This is a genomic window from Methylocaldum marinum (assembly GCF_003584645.1).
Lineage (GTDB): Bacteria > Pseudomonadota > Gammaproteobacteria > Methylococcales > Methylococcaceae > Methylocaldum > Methylocaldum marinum.
Genome location: NZ_AP017928.1, coordinates 669,663 through 693,266 on the forward strand (window position 1 = coordinate 669,663; position 23,604 = coordinate 693,266).

Consider the following 23,604-nt stretch of genomic DNA (forward strand, 5'->3'; position numbering starts at 1 on the left):
GGAAGAGGGAAATGACGACGCGGGCTCCGTTGCGAGGATAGCGTCAGCGGACTTCGACCGGCGTCGGATCCGGGCCGTGGCGGACGTCAGGCGATAGCGAGATATAATCGTCCCATGCAAACCGTTCCTTTGATTAAACATCCGTCCACTCCTTGCGAATTTGTCCGCTCTATTTCGGTGCGAATGCAGAAGACAAGCGCGGGCTTGCTTTTGCTCGAGTACGCCGTCGAAGGTGACCTTTGTAAGATGCATATTCCAGGCCATAGGCCGGCATGCCGTGCCGACGGTCTCTGGCAACATACCTGCTTCGAAGCTTTTCTGATGTCCGGGCAAGGGTATTTCGAATTCAATTTCGCGCCGTCGACCGCGTGGGCGATTTACCATTTTGGTGCTTATCGGGAAGGCATGTCGGCGGTACAGGCAGCCGGACCGCCGAACATCGCTCTGGAGCTCGATACGCGAAGTCTTCGCCTGAACGCGACGATCGATCTGAGCGGCTTGTCTCCTTCGGTTCGCAGCGAAAATGCGAGCCTCGCCCTGGCCGCGGTCATCGAAGAGCAGGGCGGCAGTCTCTCGTATTGGGCGCTCGCCCATCCGCCGGGAAAACCGGATTTCCACCACCGCGACAATTTCGCGCTTCGATTCGATCTCACGGACTTCCGATAATTGTCGTTACAAGGAGACAAGTCATGAAATTTGGCATCGACCGGCTGCTCGCCAGTCCCGAGCTTCGCAAGCCGCTCGCAGGCCGGCGCGTGGCCTTGCTCGCTCATCCCGCCTCTGTCACCGCCGATCTGGTTCATTCGCTGGACGCGCTGGCCGCGCTCGGTGACATCGAGGTGACGGCCGCTTTCGGACCCCAGCACGGACTGCGCGGCGACAAGCAGGACAATATGATGGAGTCGCCGGATTTCACCGATCCGGTGCACGGCATCCCGGTCTTCAGTTTGTACGGCGAGGTGCGGCGCCCGACCGACGCCATGATGGACAGCTTCGATGTGCTGCTGGTCGATCTTCAGGACCTGGGCTGCCGGATTTATACCTTCATTACGACCTTGCGATATGTCCTCGAGGCGGCGGCCCGGAACGGCAAGGCGGTCTGGGTGCTGGACCGGCCGAATCCGGCGGGCCGTCCGATCGAAGGGCTCAGATTGCGGTCCGGCTGGGAGAGTTTCGTGGGTGCCGGCGCGCTTCCCATGCGCCATGGACTCACGCTGGGCGAACTGGGACGCTGGTTCGTCAAAACCCTGAGCCTCGACGTCGACTATCAGGTCGTTACCATGGGCGGCTGGGAGCCGGAAAAGGCGCCGGGCTACGGCTGGCCTTTGGGCGAGCGCATCTGGATCAATCCCAGTCCCAACGCGCCTAATATATGGATGGCGCGCTGCTATGCCGGTACGGTGATGCTGGAGGGCACGACCTTGTCCGAGGGCCGCGGCACCACCCGTCCCCTGGAACTGTTCGGCGGGCCCGATCTGGATGCGAACCGGCTCGTCGCCGAGATGCAGGCTCTGGCGCCGGATTGGCTGCGAGGCTGCCGGCTGCGGGTATGCTGGTTCGAACCGACGTTTCACAAGCATGCCGGCAAGCTGTGTGAAGGCGTGCAGATTCATGTCGAGGATGCCGCTTACGAGCATCGGGCGTTTCGGCCCTGGCGCTTGCAGGCCCTGGCACTCAAGACGATACGCAAGCTTTGGCCGGACTACGATCTCTGGCGCGACTTTCCTTACGAGTACGAATACGACCGCCTTGCGATCGATCTCATCAACGGCAGCGAGTTGCTGCGCCAATGGGTGGATGATACCGCTGCCGAACCGTCCGACCTCGACGTCTTAACGCTACCCGACGAGCGCTCGTGGCGGGAGGAGCGGGAAGCGGTGCTGCTGTATCGGTGATCGGCTGGTCGGATTTACCGCACGCGGCGGGTCCCGGAGAATCCGGTTCTGGTCCAACCAACCCACGTACTAATGGCCAGGAAAGCAAAGCCACCAGGACTCCCTCTTCTCCCTCTGGGAGAGGGTTGGGGTGAGAGCAATTCGAATAGGACTTTACCTTCTTCACATACAGTAAGCACATTCCACACATTTTGTGGACCGCGAGTGCGGCGTGTAGGTCGGCAATCCCTTGCCGACGCAGACGCTCGGTCGGAGCATGGTGTCGGGAAAGGATTCCCGACCTACAGGGTGGCACGGTTGTAGGTCGGCAATCCCTTGCCGACGCAGACGCTCGGTCGGAGCATGGTGTCGGGAAAGGATTCCCGACCTACAGGGTGGCGCGGTCGTAGGTCGGCAATCCCTTGCCGATACAGACGCTCGGTCGGAGCATGATGTCGGGAAAGGATTCCCGACCTACAGGGTGGCACGGTTGTAGGTCGGCAATCCCTTGCCGACGAAAACGCTCGCTTGGGGCACGGCGTCTGGAAAGGATTCCCGAATACTTCCGCGCGAAGTGATGCGTTGCTGACTTTTCAGAACAGTTCTCGGTTCTACCCCTGTTTCTTTATTGCAATACTTTTGTTGCGCCGGTTTTTTGGACCGTTGACGACAGCACGTAAATTCCCGGTGATGGCACGCAGCCCGCTCGTCACCGCGTTTTTCGAGCAAGGATGACAGCGACTGGCGGGAACGGTTCATGGCGCACGCTTGTTCTTTGTAATGGTAACGATGCAATCTTTTCTCGCGGTTGTCAGGTTCACGGCGTCAGGGAATTTTACGGCTATAACTCGTTGTTTTAATGGGGATACCCAATCAGATATTGCCGTTCCGTAACACATTTTGCGGGTTAAATGGCTTCGTTGGCCGCGTTGTTGCCGGTGGCCGCGTCAGTAACTTTTACGGGTCGGGCTGCACGGCAGGTTTCGTGTCGTAAAAAACGAACCGCCGTTGCCGCGCATCATCACAAGATAGGATTCATCGAAAAGGGTTGAATAGAGCGACTGCCCAATAGGCCGAGATCTGTCCGAGGCTGGGGCGAGTCAAACATACAAAGCAAATTAGCAAAGCCCGATCCCTGCAAAAAGCCGCGTCGACGAGGGCGCATGACCAACTAATCAAAAGCCTGACTTCCTCCTTTGTGCCTACGGCGTGCCACTTTGGCACCATTAATGCTTATTCGGTTGCCGGGAATATCGTAAGGATTTGTCTGCTAGGGGAGCGCACCAACGTCCCCTGGAACGCGACTATTCCTGCACAACTGTTACTCAACCAAAGGGATATTGTTATGAACAAGGTAACTTCGCTTGGTCTGCGCCAGCGCCTTTATCTATTGCTGGGATTGTCCTTGCTGGCGGTTTCCGGTGCCGGTCATGCCACGGTCATCGCTGGCAGTAGTAGTGCTTACGGCGTCAGTGCCGAGGCCACCCTCGACCTTCCGATCCTACCCGATGTGGGACTCTCCGTCGGCCCCCTCCCGTCGGTATCCGGCTCTGCGCCTCCCCCGTATAACAACTCGGCACAAGTCGCTGACCTCCAAGCCGGGGTGCCAGGTACCTTGAGCCTTACCGCCAGCGTGTTGGAAACCAATGCCGAATCCAACGTCGATGGCATGAACGGCGTCAGGTTTGCATCCGCCGATGCCACGGTCACCGATCTCGATTTCAGTGCGTCTACGGGATCGCTCATCGACTTTGCCACTCTCAGCCTTACCGCGGACGCGGTGGGTTCCACCGCCGAGGTTCAGGGCGACTACGGCGCATTGGTCGCTACCGGCGACACGACGCTTGCCAATGCGTCCCTGAATCTGGAAACTCCCCTCGGGACGATTTCCGTCGCACTCGACGCCATGCCGGCCCCGAACACCATCGTTGACGTGTCGGCGCTCGGCCTGGCCGGGATCACGCTGATCCTCAACGAACAGTTGATCGGTGGGGATGGTATCGAGAGCAGAGATATCGTCGTGAACGCCATCCATCTCATGCTCGATGTAAACTTGCTGGGGTTGGCGGGTCTCAGCGGGGATATCATCATCGGCCATTCCGAAGCCAGCCTTTTAGCGGTACCCGAGCCCGCCACGCTCGCATTGATGGGCTTAGGAGTCTGCGCTCTGTGCTGGCAATCGCGCCGCAAGGCGGCTGTCTCTTTCGCCTAGGCCGTCTCGAACCGAAGGGCTGAATCGGGACACCGGTTCAGCCTTTTTCGGGAGTGCATTTTTGGAAGATTCTGTGAAGGATCGGACGATGTAGTTCGTGTTTCACTGCGAACCGCGGGCTTGCAATTCAGGAAGCAGGCCTGCTCCGGATATGAATGTAAAGGGAGTTACCCATGGTGGTGCAAATATCCAAATTTGTCTGGGCGGGTATGTTGAGTGCTCTCATGGCGCCTGTCACAGTTCAAGCTGTGGCACTCGGCGACCTTACGAATCCTGTTGACATGCAAACGTTTACTGCGATTACCAGCAATAACCCTCCTAATACGCGGAATCTCGAGAATCAGCTTTTCGTCGATATCTACGGTACACGGACCACGGGAATCGAGGATAATCAAGTTTTGTTTGTATTTCGGAATGAGGCGGGGGGTATAGCATCATCAATCCAGGGCATTTACTTCGACGACGGGAATGGTGCACTTTTGAGTGTGGTCGGGCTCATCGATGATGATCAAAGTGCGGGTATTTTCACGCACAATGACGGTACGGTAGATTTCACTAGCGGCGGAACTCCGCCGAATTTGCCGAATGGAGAGAGTATAGATTTTGACGCAGATTGGAGGTTCACCGCCGACAGTCCCGCCGCGAACAGGGGGATTAACCCGGGCGAACTATTCGGCGTCATGTTCAACCTGGCCGACGGATTTACGATTGATGATCTACTTGCGGCCAAGGCTGCCGGGGATTTCCGGATAGGTCTCCGTGTGATAGCGATTGGTGGTGCCGGCGGCGATTCCTACGTCAATGTCGTTCCCGAGCCCGGCATCGTCTGGCTGCTCGGCAGCGGCTTGATGGGGCTGGCCTTTGCGAACAGAAAGCGGGCCGAATGTTTCTGACGCGTTTAAAAGAGTTCTGATGGGCTCTCCGGGCCGAGCAAAGTTTTAACCTCGAAGATGCGGTTCGTGCCTCACCGCATCCTACAGTTCAAGAGTCGTAGGATGCGGTGAACGAAGGGAACCGCATCCTACGACTGGGCTCAGGACAGGCATTAACCGCGGCCCTTTCAATCGCAAACGGTGTCTCCAATCGCAAACGATCGGTTCGGGAGCGCCGAACCGATCCTTCCAGGAGCGCTGGAGCCACCCTTCCAATCACAACAGTCATCGTTCAGAGCGGTTTCAGGGGAGACAAAAACGCCGGCTGAAGCCGGCGTTTTTCCTTCGATCCGAGCGACACGTTTTACGCGTCAGGATCGTACATATCGTGCTTGATCGTGCGGCGATTGGCGATCAGCTCGTCTATGGACGGTTCGTCGTTGAGCGCGCGCTTGATGGCCAGCTTGGTCGCTTCGTAATTGGTGCGGTAGAGGTCCTTTTCGTCCAGGTTCGGGTCCTTGGCGCATTCAGGATCGATCCAGACCAGGCTGATGATGCACAGGTCATTCACCCGGTCGCGGGGAATGATGCCCTCGATCACACAGTCCAGCACCGCGTCCGCGGTGGCCGACTGGACCACGCCGCCGAACAGGTTGACGTAGGCGCTGCTTTTCATGGTGACTTTCGGCACCATCAGTGTCGCCGGTCGCACCTGCTGATTGCAGGCTCTGATCGCGAACATGCGGGTATGGCCCGCGGTCTGGCCCATCATATTGGCGAAGGCTTGACCGACGGGACCGTTCACGTCGCCGATGAGAATTTCCGGCATGGCGTCGGTATATTGCCCTTCGGCAGCCAGGACCGTGGCTTCGCCGGTTTTGAAGATGATCTTGTCGGACATGGCATGTCTCCTCGGTCTATTTCTTGATCCAGCGACCCGCGGGGGACCGGACGTACTGGCCGGGCGGAGTCTTCTCGATCGCCTTCTTTCCGGCCAAGGCCTCCACGACATTCAGGCTGGTGCCGTTGGCCTTGGCGACCTGCTGGTATTGGTGGCGGCGCTTTGCATTGATATCCGCGATGAGCGCTCTGACCTCGGCCGACGGATTGGCGCCCACCGCCTCCAGGTAACCGTTGGGCTGTTCACCCACCAAACCTTGTCTCTTCGCGTCGTCGAGACCGATCGCCCAGCTCTGCGGCATCCAGCCCGCGATACCGAGCAGCAACGCCAATAGCGGGGCAATCGCCCCCCGCAAGGAAAAATATCTGGACATGGCAATTCCTCGTTCGAATCAGAATAGTCCGCTCTCTTTCGAGAGAATGTCTTCCAAGTCCTTTTCGACTTTTACACGGACTTCGTGGTCGATTTTGACGTTGAGATTGATGGTGATGGGTTCCTGCGGTGCAGCCAGCTCGACGCGAGGGGTGCACGCTGTCAGGAAGGCCATCGCAGCGACAGCAGAGACCTTTGCTGGAAAAGTGTCTCGGATCATTGTTGTCTTCTTGTACCGGGGCCGAAAAGAGCGGCTGAGGATAGCATCGGATTTTTCCGATAGCCAGAGCATTTTTAGACCTGCTGTACGAATGCGCGCAAGGTCGGGAATCCTTTCCCGACGCTGCGGCCCGGTCGAGCGTCCTCGTCGGCAAGGGCTTGCCGACCTACAATCGTGCCACCCTGTAGGTCGGCAATCCTTTCCCGACATCATGCTCCGACCGAGCGTCTGCGTCGGCAAGGGCTTGCCGACCTACAATCGTGCCGCCCTGTAGGTCGGGAACCCTTTCCCGACGGCACAGCCCGGTCCGGCGTCTTTGTCGGCAAGGGATTGCCGACCTACGATCGGGCACCCCGTAGATACTGTTATCCGGGTCAAGTGCCATGGAGTGCTGGATCGAAGGGTTTTCCGGACTTGAGGACGCCGAAAGCGACCTGGAGGAGCTTGCGCATCATGGCACCGATGATGAGCTTGGCGGGCTTGCCCGAGAGCGCGAGCCGGTTCTTGAAGGGCTGGCCCCAAGCGGTCTTATACAGGATCACCATGGCTGGCATGTAGAGGGCTTTGCGCAAGAAGGCATGGCCGACCTTGGACAGCCGCGGCTTGGTTTTCACGCTCGTTCCGGACTCCTGCCGGCGCGGGTCGAGCCCGGCGAAGGCGACGGCTTGTCGGCTATTGGCGAAGCGGCTGGGCTCGGCATAGAAGGCGAGCAGAATGGCGATGGTGCGTTCCCCGATACCGGGGATGCTCTCGAGTAATTCGCGCTTCCCCTTCAGATCGGGGTTAGAGTCGATGTGCTCATTGATGGTTTTGATCAGGCTCTTGATCTGCTGATCGAGCCAATTCAGGTGTTCTTGAATGTTGGTGCGCACCGCGTCCCGGGCGACCTCCAGGCGGTTACTTTCCTGGGTCCGCAGGGCTTGCAACGCATCCAGACGCAACACGAGCGCGCGCAAGGCGATTTCGGCTTCGCTTCTCGCCTGCCAGGGAGGCGGATGGCGCTCGGCGCAAAATTCGGCGATGAGGCGCGCATCGACGGCATCGGTTTTGGTCCGGGTTAAGCGGGAAGCGGCATAGGCTTTGATTTGGGCAGGGTTGATGACGCTGACAGTGAACCCTTGGGTAGCCAAGCACTGGGCGACGTCTTCCCAATACACCCCAGTGGCTTCCATACACACGTGAACATTCCGTGCCTCTGGGCCGGTGAGCCAAGTGACGAGGGTGGCGAACCCGTCTTGGGAGTTGGCGATGACTTTGGTTCGGAACTTCCCGTTGGGGAGGCGTAACGCGCAGTCCAGTTTGGCTTTGGCGACATCAATTCCGAGATAAAACGTGGGCATCATGAACCTCAAATGATCTACCTTGTGAATGCGGGCTGCCGGCAAGCCGGGCCGAAGATACTGTTCGATCGCTCGATGAGGGTGAGCGACTGCTGCATCGATCTACGCAACGGGCTTGGTGTCCCAAGGGCGGGAACGGCATCCAGTCGCTCAAACCTGGAGCGCCCTCCAGGCCTGTGGTGACCGGTCGGGAGTCTTCTCCAACCCCTTCCGAACCACACGGAATTCATAATACAAGGTCGGGAATCCTTTCCCGACGGCGCGGCACGATCGAGCATCTGCGTCGGCAAGGGATTGTCGACCTACGACCGTGCCGCCTGGTAGGTCGGGAATCCTTTCCCGACGCCGTGCCTCGATCGAGCGGCTTTGTCGGCAAGGGATTGCCGACTTACGATCGGTGTAGCCTGGCCGCTGGCGCCTACACCTCCCGCCAAGCCGGTTCCGCCGTAAGAGATCGATGAAAGCTCTCCGGCCGGCCGTTTTGCGGCCTATTGCTTTTTCCGGTAATGTTCCTGAATCTGCTGATTCATGCGGTCGGTCAGATCGTCGGCAATGCTCAGGCTGCGCAGAAGCGTGGGAATGTTTTCCTGAAGGTTCAGGTTGAGATGTATGGGCCGGCCCGCCTGCCAGTCCGGATTATGTCCCCTCAATTCGACGCGGAACGTCAGGTCCCCCTTGGGGTTGCTGTCGGCCTTGACTTTCAGCGTTTTGAACTGGAGATTACTGAGGGCCTGATTCAGGAACTGCAGGCTCAGATTGTCTTTCGCCATCGCCGCCACTTCTTCGGTGGGCCGATAGCGAATCCAGCCGCCGGGCGCGCGCGCCTGAAGCTCGCCCCCGTGCAATGCGACATGGGTTCTGGTGAATTCCAGCGGCAGTTGCCCGTCCAGCACGCCGGTACCCTCGATGCCTTGTTGCCTTTCGAGCGCAATAATTTGAGCCAGGGACAAGTCTCTTATCGAGAGCTTGACGGGGGCACTCGGACTCGATGTATCCCATCGAAAAAAGTCGCTATGGACCGTTCCGCCCAGGAGACCTGCCTCGAAATACCGAACCTCGAGTATCGGGGCTGCGCCTTCGGACTGGTTCGCGGCAAGGCTTGCGTTCACTTGGGTGATTGGTACGCCCAGATTGAGCCGTTCGAGGCTCAGCCGAGCGGGGGCGAGGGTCCGCGTTCCACCTTGCTGAGTAAACCCGAGGTGAGCGTCGAGTTGTTCGAAATGAATGGATTTGAGGTGGCCGGCGAGGCCTTCGGCATCCAGCGTGATTCGACTTTCCAGCCTTGGCGCTTGTCCGGGAGCACGGGTCCAGGAGGCGCCGCCGAAGGCGTGAATTCGTCCCGCATGGATGTCGAAAGGATAGGGCCAAGGCTGCAGCAATCGGCTCAAGGTCGAGCCGGGCTCACCAAGAACGATGGGTGTCAGTTCAAGCCAGGCCGATCCTTGGCCCAAGGCGAACTGATGACGCGCGCGACCGTTCAGGAGAACTTCTCCCTGGGCGAGCGTTATGACGCTCTCGATATCCAGTTGCTTCGGGTCTCCCCGAAATTTCGCCCTGATTTCGCCGGAAGGCAAGGTCCGGCCCGGCAGCCTGGGCTTGATTCCACCGACATGCAGCTCGCCCTGGCTATTCCAATTGGCGCCTACGCCGCCGAGGCCGGTGATCCGGAGGGCGCCCGTCTCGATTTCGACTGCGCCGTCCGGCCAGCTGATGGATGCCGGCTTGACCGAGAGAGTGAACGGTTCGAATCCCCATCGGGCGGGTTCGGGTTGATAGAAAAGGGTCGCGCTGTCGGCCAATTCCAATTCGATCTCCGAGCTGGAAATGCCGGACCAATCGACGGGGGCAAGGTGAATGGGAGAACCGGGCGCGACGCGGAGCTCCGGTCCTTCGGTCGATAGTTCGATCATGCCGGTCAGTCCTTTCGGGAATGTCATTCGGGCGGCGGGTTCTGACGGCGGTTTCAGGCGACTGCTCAAGAACGCCGACAGGTCCGAGCGGTTTCCGAGATGCCAGCGGATGTTTTTTCCTTCGATCGAAACGCGCGCTTCGATGTCCGCCCGGATGCGTCGGATCTCGTCGCCGGACGGTTCGGCGCTGACCCTGAGGTGATGATCGCTGCTGATCTTCACGCCTTCCCAGGTTCTGTCCGCGAGCGGAACCGCGCCTTGCCAGCGGCTTTCCAGGCTCCCGCTCAGGTGCGGCAGTTCCCGGGCGGGTGCAAGCCAAGGCCGCAGCAAATCGGCGATTCCTTCAAACGTCGCCTGAACCGAACCGGCGACGCTTAAATGGTCGGTTTCCGTCTGCACGGTACGGACCGCGATGTGAAGGATCGGCGGCTTCGGAGTGTCCGAAGCCCTGACAGTCAGTTCCAGTTCGCCGCTGGCGGCGGCCTGTGCGGAGACTGCGAAGGCGTGTTCATTCTCCGTCCGGATTTCTCCGGAAAGCGTTCCCCGACCGTTTCGAAGCCGCGCAGCGCCGTGTCCCGTGTGACGGGCGCCGGCCGGCGATCGAATGTCCAGGTCCAGGCTTTCCAGAGCCAGCTCGTCCACCGGCAGTTCGGACAGCCAGCGGCCCGGTACGAAAGCGATCGGTCCGATGCTTTCGGCGGCTTCGCCCCGACTCGGAATGTCCTCGCCGGCGGGGCTGCTTTCGATTTCGGCTTGCTGAATCCGAATGCCGATCAGACGTCCGGAAAGCAAGTCCAAAGGTCGGTAGCGAAGCGTAAGTCCCGCTGCACGCAGGGTGAGAATCCGGCTTCCGTAGCGCTTGCTCAGTTGCAGGGAATCGAGATGCAACGCGTTCCACGAGGGGCGTCCCGAGGCCACCTCGATAAGAGTGAAGCCGGCCAGGGCGAACCGGAACCGCAGCAATTCCTCAATGACCGCGGGTAACGCCGCATATATCGTGATGAGCGCCAAGATGCCGGTCAACAGCATGAGCCGCCGCCGATTTCGGGGTGCGTGACCGGTTTTTTTCAGAGCGAACATCGGGTGTATTCTTGAATCAAACTTGGCTATGAACAATCGGAGGGAGAACCATGCCCGTCATGAAAACCGGATCCGATAGCCACCGGCTCGATCGAGTCGTCGCCGAAGCCCGGCGCAACCGGGAAGAACGGGAACGCGGCTATCGCGAGCAGGCTTTGAAACTATACCCCTGGGTTTGCGGACGTTGCGCCCGCGAGTTTTCGCGGGAAAACCTCAGCGAACTCACGGTCCATCATCGAGATCACAATCACGACAATAATCCGCCGGACGGCAGCAATTGGGAACTGCTTTGTATTTACTGCCACGATAACGAGCATTCGCGCTACCTCGATGCGAATCAATCGAAAGGAGGGGAGCGCCGCGATACGGGTACCACCTTCAAGCCCTTCGCCGAACTCGGCGCCCTGTTGAAAAAGCCGGAGTGATGAGGCCTAATCCGCTTTTCCAAACTTGAAGGTCGAAGCATGATCGAAAAACGTTTGGTAGACCTGGAAACCAAACTCGCTTATCAGGAAGACACGATTCAGGCATTGAACAACATCGTGTTCGAACAGCAGAAACAGATCGACCAGCTGGAGGCGGCTTGCCGACTTCTCATCGATCGTGTCGGACAATTGGCTGCCGCCGCCGACTTGCAAAAAACGATCGATGAGAAACCACCCCATTATTGAGCCGGGCAACGGCTGCCCGGTACCCCGTCGGCGCCGGGCCGCGCTTTCCGGGGACTCTGAAAGGTGGTGTTCGCTGCCGTGCAGGGTCATGGAGCCGGTGGGATGAGTTTCACCGTCCATCCCGGGACTCCGGCGCGCGTTCGGCCAGTTGCCGTTGGAGCCGGTCCACGGTCTCGGCCAGTTCCGCGACCAATCGTTCCAGACGATCGAGCCGCTCGTGGTCGGAGCCCCTTGGTTCGGAGTCCGTCTCCGTGTTCACGCCGATTGTCGCCGGCTGGTTTTCACCGAAAAACAGGTGCATGAACCGCGATTCGCGTTTTCCCGGCTCGCGCGGCAGTTTGGCGACCAGCGGTTCATCCCGCTCCATCAGCTTGGCTAGCGTGTTCTCGACTTCCTGCACGTCGGAGAATCCGCCCAGGCGTTCGGTGCGGATGCGTAATTCGCCGGGCGTTTGCGGGCCGCGCAGCAGCAACTCACACACGATCGCCGTTTCTTGCCTGGAAAGCTTCAGATCGCCGAAGTCGGTATTGCAAAAGCGATGCCGGTATTTGGTGACGCGATTGCCGAAACCGCTGCCGGCACTGACCAGATATCTTTTCACGAGTCCGTCGACCGTTTGCCGGATCGTTGACTCGTCGAGTTCGAGCACCGGATCCCGATTACTTTTCTGATTGCACGCGTTGGTGAGTGCGTTGAGCGAAAGGGGATACTGATCGGGGGCGGTGATTTCTTTCTCGATCAAACAGCCGATGACGCGAGCTTCGTTAGGCGTGAGAGTTATTTTCATGAGAGTTAAAGTGTTGAACCTATCGATGAGGTCCGCAAATACTCTCGCGGTATTTACGGACCGCCGCCAGGGCCGGAATATGCCCGGTCTTGCCTGACACGGCTTTTCGCCGCGCCGGGACATCCCCGACCCCTATTAACCGCGCTGCAATCAGCGGTCTCGTTGCCTCAAGCATAATCAAAAATCGAGTTTCGAATTGCGCTTTTTACTAAAGACGGGGCCGGCAATCTGTAGAATGGTGTCCATGAACACACTCGTAGACCGACATCCATTTTCGTCCCTGAAGCCCGATCTCGTCATGAACGCGATGGAAAGCGCGGGTTTTGCGAGCGACGGCAGCTTGTTGGCGCTGCACAGTTACGAAAACCGTGTTTACCGGATCGGCCTAGAGGACGGAGCGCCGGTGGTGGTGAAATTCTATCGCCCCGGGCGCTGGAGCAATGCCGCCATTTTCGAGGAACACGCCTTCGTGCGGGAGCTCGCCGAGTCCGAACTGCCGGTCGTGCCGGCCTTACAGGGCTCCGACGGTTCGACCTTGCACGAATTCGGCGGGTTTCGCTTCGCCGTATTTCCCTCGCAAGGCGGCCATGCCCCCGAATTCAGCGACTACGGCACGCTGGCGCGAATGGGGCGGCTGATAGCCCGTATGCACGCGGTCGGCGCGCTCAAGTCCTTTCGCGAGCGTCCCGCGCTGGATATCGCGAGTTTCGGCGAGGAACCGCGGGATTATCTGCTGTTGCACGACGTGATCCCGGCGGACATCGCGGACGCTTACCGCAATACCGTGAATCAAGCGCTGGATGGCGTGAAGCGCTGTTTCGAAAGAGCCGGCGCCGTGCGTTCGCTGCGCTTGCACGGAGATTGTTATCCCGGAAATATGTTGTGGACGGATGACGGTCCGCACTTCGTCGATTTCGACGATAGCCGCATGGGACCCGCGATTCAGGATTTGTGGATGTTGCTGTCGGGAGACCGCAGCGAGATGACGCAGCAATTGAGCCATCTGCTCTCCGGTTACCGGAGCTTCCACGAGTTCGATCCTCGCGAACTGTATCTGATCGAAGCCCTGCGCAGCCTGCGGCTGATCCATTACACCGCGTGGATCGCCCGACGCTGGAGCGATCCTGCTTTTCCGATCGCGTTTCCGTGGTTCGACACGCCGCGTTACTGGCATGACCGGATCCTGGAACTGCGCGAGCAGATCGCCGCGATGGACGAGCCGCCGCTCTGCCCGGCTTGAATTCGGCAGGGTGCACAGCCGTTGCCGAGAACCGTTTCGGGGCCGCGGGAATCCCGATGAGCCAAAAGCGGCGTTTCCGGTTCCGGGCCGAAGGATACTGCGCACAGAAATCGAAGGCACTTTGCGGGTCTTGTGCGATCCGCGCCTCGAAATCCGCGCGCCGGAAACCTCTATCGGACCGTCGTTTCAGGCCACGCCCCGAGCGGCCGGATTAAATCGCCTGCTCCCCGGTTTCGCCGGTCCTGATCCGGATCGTCTGTTCGAGGTTGGTCACGAATATCTTGCCGTCGCCGATCTTGCCCGTGTTGGCGGATTTGATGATGGCATCGACAGCCTGCTCGACCATACCGTCGGTCACCGCGACTTCGACTTTCACCTTGGGAAGGAAATCGACGACATATTCAGCCCCGCGATAAAGCTCGGTGTGCCCCTTTTGACGCCCGAAACCTTTGACTTCGGTCACCGTAATGCCGCTGATGCCGATTTCGGACAACCCTTCCCGAACATCGTCCAACTTGAATGGTTTTATGATCGCGGTTATGAGTTTCATTATTGTCTCCGATGTAGTGAAATGGTCTTAGCTCCGATTGGCTCGGTTCTGGATAATTTCCTCGACGACCCCGGGGTCGGCCAAGGTGGAAATGTCGCCGAGATCGCGGATCTCGTTGGCCGCAATTTTTCTAAGTATGCGGCGCATGATTTTGCCGGATCGGGTTTTCGGCAATGTCGGCGCCCATTGAATCAAGTCCGGTGTTGCAATCGGACCGATTTCCTTGCGAACCAATTGAATCAATTCCTGTTCGAGCTCGGCGCTCGGCGAGATGCCGGCGACCAGCGTGACATAGGCGTAGATGCCCTGTCCCTTGATATTGTGCGGATAACCCACGACGGCGGCTTCGGCTACGCTATCGTGCAGGACCAGCGCGCTTTCGATTTCCGCGGTGCCCATGCGGTGGCCCGATACGTTCAGCACGTCGTCGACGCGCCCGGTAATCCAGTAATATCCGTCGGCGTCCCGTCTGGCACCGTCTCCGGTGAAGTACTTGCCGGGATAGGCGGAAAAATAAGTTTCGAAGAAGCGTTGATGGCTGCCGAATACGGAGCGGGCCTGACCGGGCCAAGAGCGGGTAATCGTTAATACGCCCTCGCAGTCTCCTTCCAAAACATTGCCCTGGCTGTCGACTATGGCCGGTACGATGCCGAAAAACGGCCGTGTCGCGGAGCCGGGTTTCAGCCGCGTGGCTCCGATCAATGGTGTGATCAGTATTCCGCCGGTTTCGGTTTGCCACCAGGTATCGACGATAGGGCAGCGTTCGCGCCCCACGTGATGGTAATACCACTCCCAGGCTTCCGGATTGATCGGTTCGCCGACCGAGCCGAGAACACGCAAACTACCTCTGTCGGTGGTTTCAAGCCAATTGTCGCCCTGTGCCATCAAGGCACGGATGGCGGTTGGCGCGGTGTAAAAAATGTTGACCCGGTGTTTTTCGACCACTCTCCAGAAACGGTCGGGCGCCGGATAGGTCGGAATGCCTTCGAACATCAGGGTCGTCGCGCCGTTGCACAAGGGACCGTAAACCGTGTACGAATGACCTGTGATCCAGCCGACGTCCGCGGTGCACCAGTAGATCTCGCCCGGGCGGTAATCGAACACGTACTGAAAGGTCATGGCGGCATAAACCAAATAACCCCCGGTCGAGTGAAGCACCCCTTTGGGTTTTCCGGTAGATCCCGAGGTATAGAGAATGAAGAGGGGGTCTTCCGCGTCCATGGATTCGGGCGGGCAATCGGGAGAGGCTTCGGCGAGCTCTTCGTGGTACCACACGCTGCGGGCGTCCCAGTCGATCGTCCCGCCGGTATTTCTGACCACTATAACCGTTTTTACGTTCGGACAAGACTGCAGCGCGGTATCCACATTGGTTTTCAGCGGCACGGTCCGTCCGCCCCGATTCCCTTCATCGGCGCAAATGACGTAACGGCAGTCGGCATCGAGGATACGATCCCGCAATGCGTCTGCGGAAAAGCCGGCAAACACGATGGAATGGACGGCGCCGATCCGAGCGCAGGCCAACATGGCCACGGCCGCTTCCGGAATCATCGGAAGGTAGATGCAGACCCGGTCGCTTTTTTCGACACCATGCTTTTTTAAGACGTTGGCGAACCGGCACACTTGCTCGTGCAGCTCGCGAAAGGTAAGCGTCCTGTCCAGATCAGGATCGTCGCCTTCCCAGATGATGGCAACCTGATCACCCTTTTCGGCCAGATGGCGATCGAGGCAGTTGTAACTGACGTTCAGCTTGCCGCCTTCGAACCATCGAATGCGGGCTGTGCCGAAGTCGCAATCCTGGACTTTGTCCCACGGTTTGAACCAGTCTACGAAGCGTTCCGCCTGCTCCGACCAGAACTTGTCCGAATCCTTAATGGAACGTTCATACATCTCTCGGTAAAGCGCTTCGGTAATATGCGCTCCGGCCGCTACTTCCAGCGGTACATCGTAGACTTTTTCCAGGGACATTCGATTTTCCGTTGATTTTTAGGGGTGGGACTTGGCTATCCTGACGATGACTGATTCTACCGAATTTTCGGGCGAGTTTGACCCGCTCATCGTGCTCGACGAGCGTGGCAGAGTTCCGGGACGAGATATAAGGTCGGCAATCCCTTGCCGACGCAGACGCTCGACCGGGCCGTGACGTCGGGAAAGGATTCCCGACCTACCAGAGGCGGCACGGTGTAGGTCGGCAATCCCTTGCCGACGCAGACGCTCGACCGGGCCGTGACGTCGGGAAAGGATTCCCGACCTACCAGAGGCGGCACGGTGTAGGTCGGCAATCCCTTGCCGACGCAGATGCTCGACCGGGCGGTGACGTCGGGAAAGGATTCCCGGCCTACAGGGATCACGGTCGTAGGTCGGCAATCCCTGCCAACGGCCCCCGCCAGCCGCATGCTCTCGCACGCCCGGCGGCCGTTCCTAGGGTTATGGCAACAGTATTTGACTGGCGAGACGGGCGCCGGGCATGCGGTGTCGACGAACTTTGCAGTCGCCCGATGCGAGGCGCCGGACTTTCGGCGGTCCGGCGGGGCGGATTTATTGTACGTAAAGTAAAGTAAAGCCCTATTCGAGTCGGTCCCACCCCAACCCAATCACGCCGCACATTCCCTGTGCGGAGCCACAAGCGGCGCTCACGCGTGCACCCGTTCGCCGGGAGCGAACGGGAACGTGCGAAGCACGGCCCGAAGGGCGAGTCTCAGGGATGAGGCGAGTAAATCGGCCTCGCCACGCGACGCTGTCCCGTTTCGCTCGCGAGTCCGGGGCAGCCCATCGCTGGCCTGCCCGCTCGTCGCGTTGCGCCTTGCCCTGCCGATTTGTCCCAGAGGAAGAGGGGGCTCTTGTGGCTATACTTTCTTGATCATTAGTAATCCACCCGCCCAAAACAAATTCCAGCAGATCTGTGGGCAACTCGTTCCGGGACGCCTCGACGCGTAATGGATACGTCTACGGCAAGGCGGATATTAGTGAAAGATGGCGTCCGCGGTATAACCGTCGGTTTCCAAAATATCGCGAAGGCGATTCAGACCTTCCATCTGAATCTGGCGTACGCGTTCCCGTGTAACGCCCATGACGGCTGCAACTTCTTCGAGAGTGGCATGATCGTAGCCGCGGAGACCGTATCGGCGGCAGATGACTTCTCTCTGCTTGTCTGAAAGCTGATCCAGCCAGTCGGAAAGGTTGCTGGAAATTCGCTCGTTCTGAAGGGTTTCCGGCAGGGGGAGTTTATCCTCCTCGGAAATACATTCCACCAGGGATTTTTCCGAATCCTTCTTGAACGGAACGTCGATCGATACAACTCGCTCATTGAGTTTCAGCATCTTTTCGACCGTCTTTACCGGCTTGTCCAGATATTTCGCGACGTCTTCCGCACTCGGGTCGTGATGCATGGTAACGGCCAGCTGACGATACGCTTTAAGATAGACATTCATTTCCTTTACGACATGAATCGGAAGCCGAATCGTACGCGTTTGATTCATCAAGGCGCGCTCAATCGTCTGCCGTATCCACCAGGTCGCGTAGGTAGAGAACCGAAAGCCGCGATCGGGTTCAAATTTCTCGACCGCTCTTATTAATCCGAGATTTCCTTCTTCGATCAAGTCCAGAAGCGGCAAGCCGCGATTCAGGTATCGGCGGGAGATCTTGACCACCAGCCGCAAATTGCTCTCTATCATTTTCTTGCGCGCCGCTTGATCGCCTTTTTGAGCCAGACGACCATAGTGTTTTTCTTCATCAGCGGTCAGCAGCTGAGAATTTCCCAATTCCTTTAGATATAGGCGCGTCGCGTCGTATTGGTATTCCGAATCGATGGCACCCAACTCCGCTTCATTCCATATCGACGACTCCTCTTCGAGAACTTCGTTCGCTTCGAAATCGTCGACGAAGGTGGCCGAATCATCGTACAAGCCTGCCTCTCCAAAGGTTTTCAATTCTTCTACGATCTGTTCAGACATACCAATGTCCCCACGTAATTGATTAATTATTGAAAGCCTGTTTGATAAATAAGAATTTCCGTCATCAATAACTCTGTTAACAGCAGCCAACGCGCTCTGTTGAAACCATTTATCGTGCCAATGCGCTTCCGAAGCGCTGAGCACCGCAAAATGGCGGATTACTTGCTCTCTCGTACTTCGTCGGATCACGTGTCGTATCGGGAAAATGGCGTTTAGCCACTAATCAGGAGATCCGTACGACGGGTTTTTGACGGGTATCTTGTTTATCGGCCCTCAAATTCTTTTCTTTAGCGGCCTTTTTGTGATATTGATCGCAGTTTGTGAATTGCGGATTATTTTCGGCGACGCATTTCCCCGCGGCAGAAGCTCGGATGCGTTTCCGAACCAAAATGCGGCTTTGAAAAAGGAATGATGCAGTTCGGCCGGCGTTCACCGGGGCGAAATGAGATGAACCTGAAAACCGAAGTTGAATCCCCGAATGGATGTCCGGTTCCGCGCAGCGCCCGGACGCCCCGTTCCCGAGTTCGAGCGTAGCCGAGGCGCCCGGGTGCCTGGGCCTCGTTTGGCGGGATTTTTCTTATCGTCCGAGTAGAACGTCTTTCGCTTGATTGATTTTTGCCGCGAGATAGTCGGAGCCGCCGCGGTCGGGATGCATCCGCTGCATTAGGCGGCGGTGAGCGGCGATGATGACATCGCGCGGAGATCCCGAAGCAATGCCCAGAACGCGATAGGCTTCTTCCGGCGTCATCTTGCCATGGTCGTGGTCGGGTGCCCGGTTATCGCTTTCCTGCCAGGATTCGCCGTGGACACGCTCCATGTAGGCTTGCAACAGCGAGGCGGATTCCGGATCGTTGCGGACATATTCGGCATATAGCTCGCTCAGCTGTGCGAGGGTCATTTCATGCAAGCTGCGGCCGGCATAAAGTCCCGTCACCACCACACCGTGAATTTCGCCGGTTGCGTGGTCGAGTTGCATGCGCAGAAAACGGGATTCCACGAACGAGCTACTCCGGCCACCGTCGCTAGCTGTTTGCCGTGCCGCGGCCCGTTGTTGCTGCCAGCGGCGCAGGAGCGGCAGATATTGAACCAGGAACTGGACCAAAACCGGGGCAAGCCGGAGCACTGTTGCTATCAGCGCCCCGAGGAGCGGGAGCAGCCAGCCCAGGCGCCCTGTCGCGGCGAGTGCCAGTACTGCCAGAATTCCGGCCCATAGCAGGCCGCGCCGGATTTTCCTGGCGTGTGCTTCCGAGGGTGCGGAAGCAAGAAATCGACGCACCGTCAGCACGGCGAAGTAAACGATTAAAAGAAGCAGGATGATTTGAATCAAGGCTTTTTGATTTGATGGGCCAATTGCAGAACGACGCCACCTCGGGTGCGGCTGTAGTTTTCCAGGGCTTTCAGGCCGCCCGCGGCATAGACCGCAACGGCATTGAGCAGATCCCGGAGTTGTCGTGCGCTTCCGGCATCGAAGCGGCAGTGGGCACCCTGGGTCAGTTTGGCGATCTGTTTGAACGCGAGTTCGGCGGTCGGATCGAAACCTTCCTGGAACAGAAACGCTTTTACGCCGAGCAGGCCTAATTCGCCTGCGATTTTACAAATGAAGTCGACGTTTTCTTCCATGCTGTCGCCGACGAATACCAAGGCGTCGACCTTGCCGGTCCGCGTTTCCTGCAATGTGTGCTCGAGCACCTTGCCGATCTGTGTGTATCCTCCGACACATTGCACCAGGGCCATGCGCCGCCGCAGCTCCTCGGCACGAACCAACCAGGGGAAAGCTTCGAAATCTGCCATTCCGCGGTAATAACAGAGCTGAATTTCCAGGCCGCCGAGAGTCGCGGCGGCATCGAACATGTCCGCCTGTATGCGGCACGCTTCCTGCCATGTGGGCTCTCGGCTCGCGGTCGCGTCCAAGGCAAAAATCAGCCGCCCTTTGCGTCCGGCCGGTTTGACATTGGGCGTTTGCGCGAGTTTTTTCAGAAACGCTTGTACGTCGCTGCTGCTCGATTGTGACGGTAGCTTTTTCGAATCGTTCATGGCTTTGGTTCGAAAGACACGGTGCAACGAGGATTGTCGGGGAGATAAGACTATCGTGCCCGGACCGGACTTCACTTCAGCTCGGTTAGACAGTCCGACGCCCGGTTCGGCTCGGACCGCATGTGCGCGCATTTGTCACTCCTCGAATCGCAAATATAACCGCCAAGAGTGATAAAGTGCAGTGTTTGGTGATCGCTTCCGTGACGCTCCGCACCAGGCAAATTATCTGTTTGCAGAATGTTGACAACATGGTAATTTGCGCCTGCTCCGGAGTGTTCGTTCCTGAACCCAGGAGGCGATAAGAAGTTATAAGAGGAGGTATTACATAATGTCCGAAGATAATAACCCGAGTAAAGCCGCTGTCAGCGTTCTGGATACCTTGAAGAGCAATCCGAAGGCGCTCTACGCGGCGATCGGTGCGGCAGTGGTCGTCGTTCTTATCCTCGCAATGAGCGGCGGCGGTGAGGAAATGCAGATCACGACGGCTGTTACCGTCGGTCAACAGGTGACTTTGGATAATCCGAACGGCGGTGGATCGCATTTGACGGTCGTGCCGGGATTGATGAGCACTTCGGAAGCTGAAGACGACCAGGACCAGAGCGTATGCGTTACCAAGGCGGGCACCAAGGCAACCGTAGAAGAGGAAATGGTGGTTGGCCAGTTGCCGTTCGTAAAAGTTAAAGTGTTGGACGGAGACTGCCAGGGGAAGAGCGGCTGGACTTCGAAAGTCAACGTCAAGGGCGGCTGACGGAAACGGCGATGAGCGCAGCCTCGCCCATCGCCGTTTCATGCCTTTATAGCTCTCGCAGCACGCGCATCGGGCTGTTTTTTACGACGGACCGGGTATTCAAGTAGCCTGCCAGCCCGATCGCCAGAGCGCCCAACACGGGCGTGGCCAGCCACGTCTCCCAATGGAATCGATAGGTCAAGTCGAACACCCGGCTGAATAAGATCCACGCAATCACCTCGCTGATGGCCGATGCCAGAACGCCGGCCAGGAAGCCCAACGCGGCGAACTCCACCCACTGCGCATTCCTCAACAAGCGCCGGCTGGCGCCCATGGTGCGCAGCAGAACGTCCTCGTAAATGCGCTCGTCTAGTGTCGCCCGAACCGCGGCGAAAAGCACCGTGAACCCTGCCGCTAGGGCTAACAGCAAGACATATTCGATGGCGCTCGTCACTTGTCGCAGTATGGTCTGAAATTGTTTCAAGAGCGCGTCCACTTCCAGAATCGTCATGCTCGGGAAGGATTTGGCCAAGTCTCCGAGAACCGGTTTGCGATCGGGCGGCAGATAAAAGCTGGTGAGCCAGGTGTGAGGGTAGGCGTCCAAGCTGCCGGGCGAAAAAATCATGAAAAAGTTGGGTGTCATGGTGTCCCAGCGTACGCTACGGGTGCCGATCACGGTGGCCGCGAGTTCTTGTCCCGCGATGTTGAACGTGAGCTTGTCGCCGGGCTCGATGCCGAGGCCCTTGGCCAGTTCCGCTTCCACCGAAACGCTGAGCGGATCGGCTCCGTTTACCCATTGTCCCCGAACCACGCGGTTGTCCCGCGGTAGTTCCGATGCCCAGGTCAGGCTTAGTTCGCGATTGATGGAGGCTTCGGCCCGCGAATCCTTGTGCACGATTTCGAAAACGTCCTTGCCGTTGACGGCCGTCAAGCGACCTCGAACGATTGGATAGTATGCGCTGCTGGCGATACCTTCTTTATCCAAAGTCTCGCGAAATCTCGCCAAATCGGTATCGAACAGATTCAGGGCAAAGTGATTGGGGGTATCTTGGGGCAGCTGGCGTTTCCATTCCTGCAGCAGTTCGGTACGCACCAGAAGACTGATCTGCATCGCCACCAGGGTTATGCTGAAAGCCAGGATCTGGCTCACGCCCAGTCGCGGTCTGCGGGTCAAATGTTGCAGACCGAAGCGCCACGGCAGCGAAACGTAAGGCAGAAGCAGGCGGCCGAGGCTCAGCATCGACAAACCGAGCAGGCTGAACAGCGCTATCGCAATACCGGCTATCGCCAATATGCTGAGGGTCATCACCCAGTCGTGAGTATACCGCCAAAGCAGCGCACTCAGGGTGAGCCCGGCGAGTCCGTAGACGACCCAGGCGCTGGACGGCAAAGGTTCGAGATCGCGGCGCAGCACGCGCAGCGGAGCAAGGCGTTTGAGCCTGAGGATCGGCGGCAGGGCGAAGCCGAGCAGAATCAGGAGTCCCGTTGCCGCACCGAAGACCACCGCCAGCCAGCCGGGAGCGGCGAGAGTCTGCGGCAGCAGCGAGCGGAGCAGATGGATGACGCTCTCCTGGGTCAGGTAACCCGCGGCACTGCCCAGCGAACTGGCGATGAGGCCGATAATCAGGAACTGGCTCGCATAGATCCACAGAACGTCGCGTTCGCGAGCCCCCAGGCACTTGAGCATGGCGGTCATGTCGTAGTGTCGTTCGGTGTAGCGGCGCGCGGTCATGGCGATGGCAACGCCCGAGATCAGGACCACGGCGATGCTGGTCAGTCCCAGATAGCGTTCCGCGCGATTCAGGGCATTTCCGAGTTCGGGGCGATCCTCGTGCACGTCGAGTATGCGCTGCCCCGGATGCAGCTGGGGTTTGAGCCATTGCTTGAACGCGCGCAGCGCTCGCTCGTCGCCGGCGAACAATTCATAGTAGTGGACGTGGCTGCCGGGTTGAATGACGCGGGTTGCGGCGACATCGGCCCGATTCATCAGGACCCGGGGTGAAAGGCTGTAGAGGTCGCCGCGGCGGTCCGGTTCATGCGTGAGAATCCGGGTGATCCGAAGCGGTTTCTCTCCGACGGTGATGTCGTCGTCCAACTTCAAACCCAGTGTCGCGAGCACACGTTGCTCGACCCAAGCTTCACCCGGTTTCGGGACATCCCGTGTTTCGGCAGCGGCCGCGATGTCGCTCAGCGTCGTGCGAAGCGAACCGTGCAAGGGATAGCTTTCTTCCACCGCCTTCACGCCCACCAGAAGCAACTCGTCGTTTTCGATCAGGACACTGGAGAACTCGGTGGTGCCGGCCACTCGCAGCCCGTGCGCGGATGCTTGCCGTCTCCAGGTTTCGGAGGGCTGGTGATGGCCGCCGACCACGAGATCGGCCGCCAGAAATTCCGCCGCCTGGAGATTCATGGTGCGAGCCAGTCGGTCGCCCAGGAGGTTGACGGCGGTCGAACTGGCCACCGCGATGAGCAGCGCCGCCATCAGGATGGTCAATTCGCCGCTGCGCCAATCGCGTGCGACTATTTTCAGGGCAAGTTTGAAATTCTTGGCCACAATCGTTCCTTATCCGTGGTTTTGTTTCGGCGATGTTTAGAGCATTTTCATGCTTACTGTTTGGGCTTTCGCAAGTCGGGAATCCATTCTCGACGGTGCCGTTGGGTAAACGCGTTCGTCGGCAAAGGATTGCCGACAAATGCTCGCGAGTAGGCCGGGAATCCTTTCCAATCGCAAACGGTCATCCGGGGAGCGCCCGAATGACCCTTCCAATCGCAAACGGTCATCCGGGGAGCGCCCGAATGACCCTTCCAATCGCAAACGGCCTGGCCGGGAGCAGCGGCCAGCCCATTCCCGACGCGATGCCCCG

21 protein-coding genes are annotated in these 23,604 nt (G+C 58.6%); 8 read left to right on the forward strand and 13 right to left on the reverse strand.

What is annotated here, in order from left to right:
- Positions 1-183 precede the first annotated feature (183 nt).
- The 4 genes from sS8_RS02925 (at position 184) to sS8_RS02940 (ending at position 4,979) form a co-directional block, all read left to right on the forward strand.
- Positions 184-666 carry a DOMON-like domain-containing protein gene (locus tag sS8_RS02925; protein ID WP_119628348.1) on the forward strand — a complete coding sequence of 161 codons (483 nt, stop codon included), beginning with the start codon at positions 184-186 and terminating at the stop codon, positions 664-666.
- Positions 667-689: 23 nt separating this feature from the next.
- Positions 690-1,895, forward strand: a complete 1,206-nt coding sequence (locus sS8_RS02930) for an exo-beta-N-acetylmuramidase NamZ family protein (protein ID WP_119628349.1) — start codon at positions 690-692, stop codon at positions 1,893-1,895.
- 1,324 nt (positions 1,896-3,219) lie between these two features.
- A complete protein-coding gene (locus tag sS8_RS02935; protein WP_119628350.1) occupies positions 3,220-4,086 on the forward strand; it encodes a PEP-CTERM sorting domain-containing protein in 867 nt (288 codons plus the stop codon).
- A 173-nt stretch (positions 4,087-4,259) separates the two neighbouring features.
- Positions 4,260-4,979, forward strand: a complete 720-nt coding sequence (locus sS8_RS02940; protein WP_119628351.1) for a PEP-CTERM sorting domain-containing protein — start codon at positions 4,260-4,262, stop codon at positions 4,977-4,979.
- A gap of 343 nt (positions 4,980-5,322) precedes the next feature.
- Here sS8_RS02940 and fae read toward each other — a convergent pair whose 3' ends face one another.
- The 5 genes from fae to sS8_RS02965 form a co-directional block, all read right to left on the reverse strand.
- Positions 5,323-5,859: a formaldehyde-activating enzyme gene (fae, locus tag sS8_RS02945; protein ID WP_119628352.1), complete on the reverse strand. Its 537-nt coding sequence runs from the start codon at positions 5,857-5,859 to the stop codon at positions 5,323-5,325.
- Between the two features lie 16 nt (positions 5,860-5,875).
- A complete protein-coding gene (locus sS8_RS02950) occupies positions 5,876-6,232 on the reverse strand; it encodes a YdbL family protein (protein ID WP_119628353.1) in 357 nt (118 codons plus the stop codon).
- An 18-nt stretch (positions 6,233-6,250) separates the two neighbouring features.
- Positions 6,251-6,451, reverse strand: a complete 201-nt coding sequence (locus sS8_RS02955; protein WP_119632587.1) for a YnbE family lipoprotein — start codon at positions 6,449-6,451, stop codon at positions 6,251-6,253.
- Positions 6,452-6,825: 374 nt separating this feature from the next.
- Complete coding sequence (locus tag sS8_RS02960) at positions 6,826-7,791, reverse strand: IS110 family RNA-guided transposase (RefSeq protein WP_084161956.1); 966 nt, start codon at positions 7,789-7,791, stop codon at positions 6,826-6,828.
- 488 nt (positions 7,792-8,279) lie between these two features.
- On the reverse strand, positions 8,280-10,781 hold the full coding sequence (locus sS8_RS02965; protein ID WP_119628354.1) for a YdbH domain-containing protein: 2,502 nt from the start codon (positions 10,779-10,781) through the stop codon (positions 8,280-8,282).
- A gap of 50 nt (positions 10,782-10,831) precedes the next feature.
- Between sS8_RS02965 and sS8_RS02970 the strand changes: the two genes are divergently transcribed.
- Together sS8_RS02970 and sS8_RS02975 are read left to right on the forward strand one after the other, a co-directional pair.
- Positions 10,832-11,206, forward strand: coding sequence for a YajD family HNH nuclease (locus sS8_RS02970; protein WP_170160920.1), 375 nt, complete (start codon positions 10,832-10,834; stop codon positions 11,204-11,206).
- 39 nt (positions 11,207-11,245) lie between these two features.
- Positions 11,246-11,452, forward strand: coding sequence for a SlyX family protein (locus sS8_RS02975; RefSeq protein WP_119628355.1), 207 nt, complete (start codon positions 11,246-11,248; stop codon positions 11,450-11,452).
- A 109-nt stretch (positions 11,453-11,561) separates the two neighbouring features.
- On the opposite strand, the gene sS8_RS02980 is transcribed toward sS8_RS02975, so the two are convergent.
- Positions 11,562-12,239 carry a YceH family protein gene (locus sS8_RS02980; RefSeq protein WP_119628356.1) on the reverse strand — a complete coding sequence of 226 codons (678 nt, stop codon included), beginning with the start codon at positions 12,237-12,239 and terminating at the stop codon, positions 11,562-11,564.
- A gap of 244 nt (positions 12,240-12,483) precedes the next feature.
- Between sS8_RS02980 and sS8_RS02985 the strand changes: the two genes are divergently transcribed.
- Positions 12,484-13,479, forward strand: coding sequence for a serine/threonine protein kinase (locus sS8_RS02985; RefSeq protein WP_232020493.1), 996 nt, complete (start codon positions 12,484-12,486; stop codon positions 13,477-13,479).
- Between the two features lie 211 nt (positions 13,480-13,690).
- Here sS8_RS02985 and sS8_RS02990 read toward each other — a convergent pair whose 3' ends face one another.
- The 6 genes from sS8_RS02990 to sS8_RS03015 all read right to left on the reverse strand — a co-directional run bounded on the left by sS8_RS02990 (position 13,691) and on the right by sS8_RS03015 (position 20,013).
- The gene (locus sS8_RS02990; protein ID WP_119628358.1) at positions 13,691-14,029 is read right to left on the reverse strand and encodes a P-II family nitrogen regulator; all 339 of its coding nucleotides are present in this window, start codon (positions 14,027-14,029) and stop codon (positions 13,691-13,693) included.
- 27 nt (positions 14,030-14,056) lie between these two features.
- Entirely contained in the window at positions 14,057-15,994 is a 1,938-nt protein-coding gene (gene acs, locus sS8_RS02995) for an acetate--CoA ligase (protein WP_119628359.1), read from the reverse strand.
- Between the two features lie 86 nt (positions 15,995-16,080).
- Complete coding sequence (locus tag sS8_RS03000; protein ID WP_119628360.1) at positions 16,081-16,377, reverse strand: hypothetical protein; 297 nt, start codon at positions 16,375-16,377, stop codon at positions 16,081-16,083.
- 612 nt (positions 16,378-16,989) lie between these two features.
- Entirely contained in the window at positions 16,990-17,979 is a 990-nt protein-coding gene (gene rpoS, locus sS8_RS03005) for an RNA polymerase sigma factor RpoS (RefSeq protein ID WP_119628361.1), read from the reverse strand.
- Between the two features lie 577 nt (positions 17,980-18,556).
- On the reverse strand, positions 18,557-19,306 hold the full coding sequence (locus sS8_RS03010; protein WP_170160921.1) for a J domain-containing protein: 750 nt from the start codon (positions 19,304-19,306) through the stop codon (positions 18,557-18,559).
- The gene (locus sS8_RS03015) at positions 19,303-20,013 is read right to left on the reverse strand and encodes a VWA domain-containing protein (RefSeq protein ID WP_119628362.1); all 711 of its coding nucleotides are present in this window, start codon (positions 20,011-20,013) and stop codon (positions 19,303-19,305) included. The genes sS8_RS03010 and sS8_RS03015 overlap by 4 nt, the downstream gene beginning before the upstream one ends.
- A gap of 328 nt (positions 20,014-20,341) precedes the next feature.
- On the opposite strand from sS8_RS03015, the gene sS8_RS03020 reads away from it, so the two are divergent.
- On the forward strand, positions 20,342-20,761 hold the full coding sequence (locus tag sS8_RS03020) for a hypothetical protein (protein ID WP_232020494.1): 420 nt from the start codon (positions 20,342-20,344) through the stop codon (positions 20,759-20,761).
- A 46-nt stretch (positions 20,762-20,807) separates the two neighbouring features.
- Here sS8_RS03020 and sS8_RS03025 read toward each other — a convergent pair whose 3' ends face one another.
- Positions 20,808-23,294 (reverse strand): ABC transporter permease, encoded by a 2,487-nt coding sequence (locus tag sS8_RS03025; RefSeq protein WP_232020495.1) that lies wholly within the window; start codon positions 23,292-23,294, stop codon positions 20,808-20,810.
- Between the last annotated feature and the right edge of the window lie 310 nt (positions 23,295-23,604).